This is a genomic window from Endozoicomonas arenosclerae, assembly GCF_001562015.1.
Classification (GTDB): domain Bacteria; phylum Pseudomonadota; class Gammaproteobacteria; order Pseudomonadales; family Endozoicomonadaceae; genus Endozoicomonas_A; species Endozoicomonas_A arenosclerae.
This window is the reverse complement of the sequence record NZ_LASA01000324.1, coordinates 1-571: the sequence shown is the minus strand read 5'-3', so window position 1 is coordinate 571 and position 571 is coordinate 1. Positions and strand designations below refer to the sequence as shown.

General features: G+C 48.4%; 1 protein-coding gene. It reads right to left on the bottom strand.

What is annotated here, in order from left to right; all coding sequences use genetic code 11:
- Nucleotides 1–147: 147 nt before the first annotated feature.
- A partial coding sequence (locus tag WG89_RS30015) for a hypothetical protein (RefSeq protein ID WP_216638601.1) occupies nt 148–571 on the bottom strand: 424 nt, incomplete at its 5' end.

Below are 571 nucleotides of genomic sequence, written 5' to 3'. Positions count from 1 at the left end.
CAAGGTTGGTCAACAGCCAGGTATTCCCAGTCGAAACTCGGTGGGGTTCTTAATGACTTGTCGGAAATTAACGGCCCTATTGAAACCCTCACAAAACCCGTTCGGGCTGAGCCTGTCGAAGCCCAATAGCACGACCCTTCGACAAGCTCAGGGTGAACGGAATCCTGTGTAAATCTGTGAAACAAATCCTAAAACAGAAACTTGACAGAACTCCATCCCCAATAAATAGTGACTTTCCAGCTTTCCAGCTTTCCAGCTTTCCAGCTTTCCAGCTTTCCAGCTTTCCAGCTTTCCAGCTTTCCAGCTTTCCAGCTTTCCAGCTTTCCAGCTTTCCAGCTTTCCAGCTTTCCAGCTTTCCAGCTTTCCAGCTTTCCAGCTTTCCAGCTTTCCAGCTTTCCAGCTTTCCAGCTTTCCAGCTTTCCAGCTTTCCAGCTTTCCAGCTTTCCAGCTTTCCAGCTTTCCAGCTTTCCAGCYTCMARAATGAAGACAAAGAACAAGCACAGCAGAAGCCACAGCGATAGTGAAGCCTCCTTTTAAACCGATCAAAGGCTCGCTTGACTCAGTCTGACTC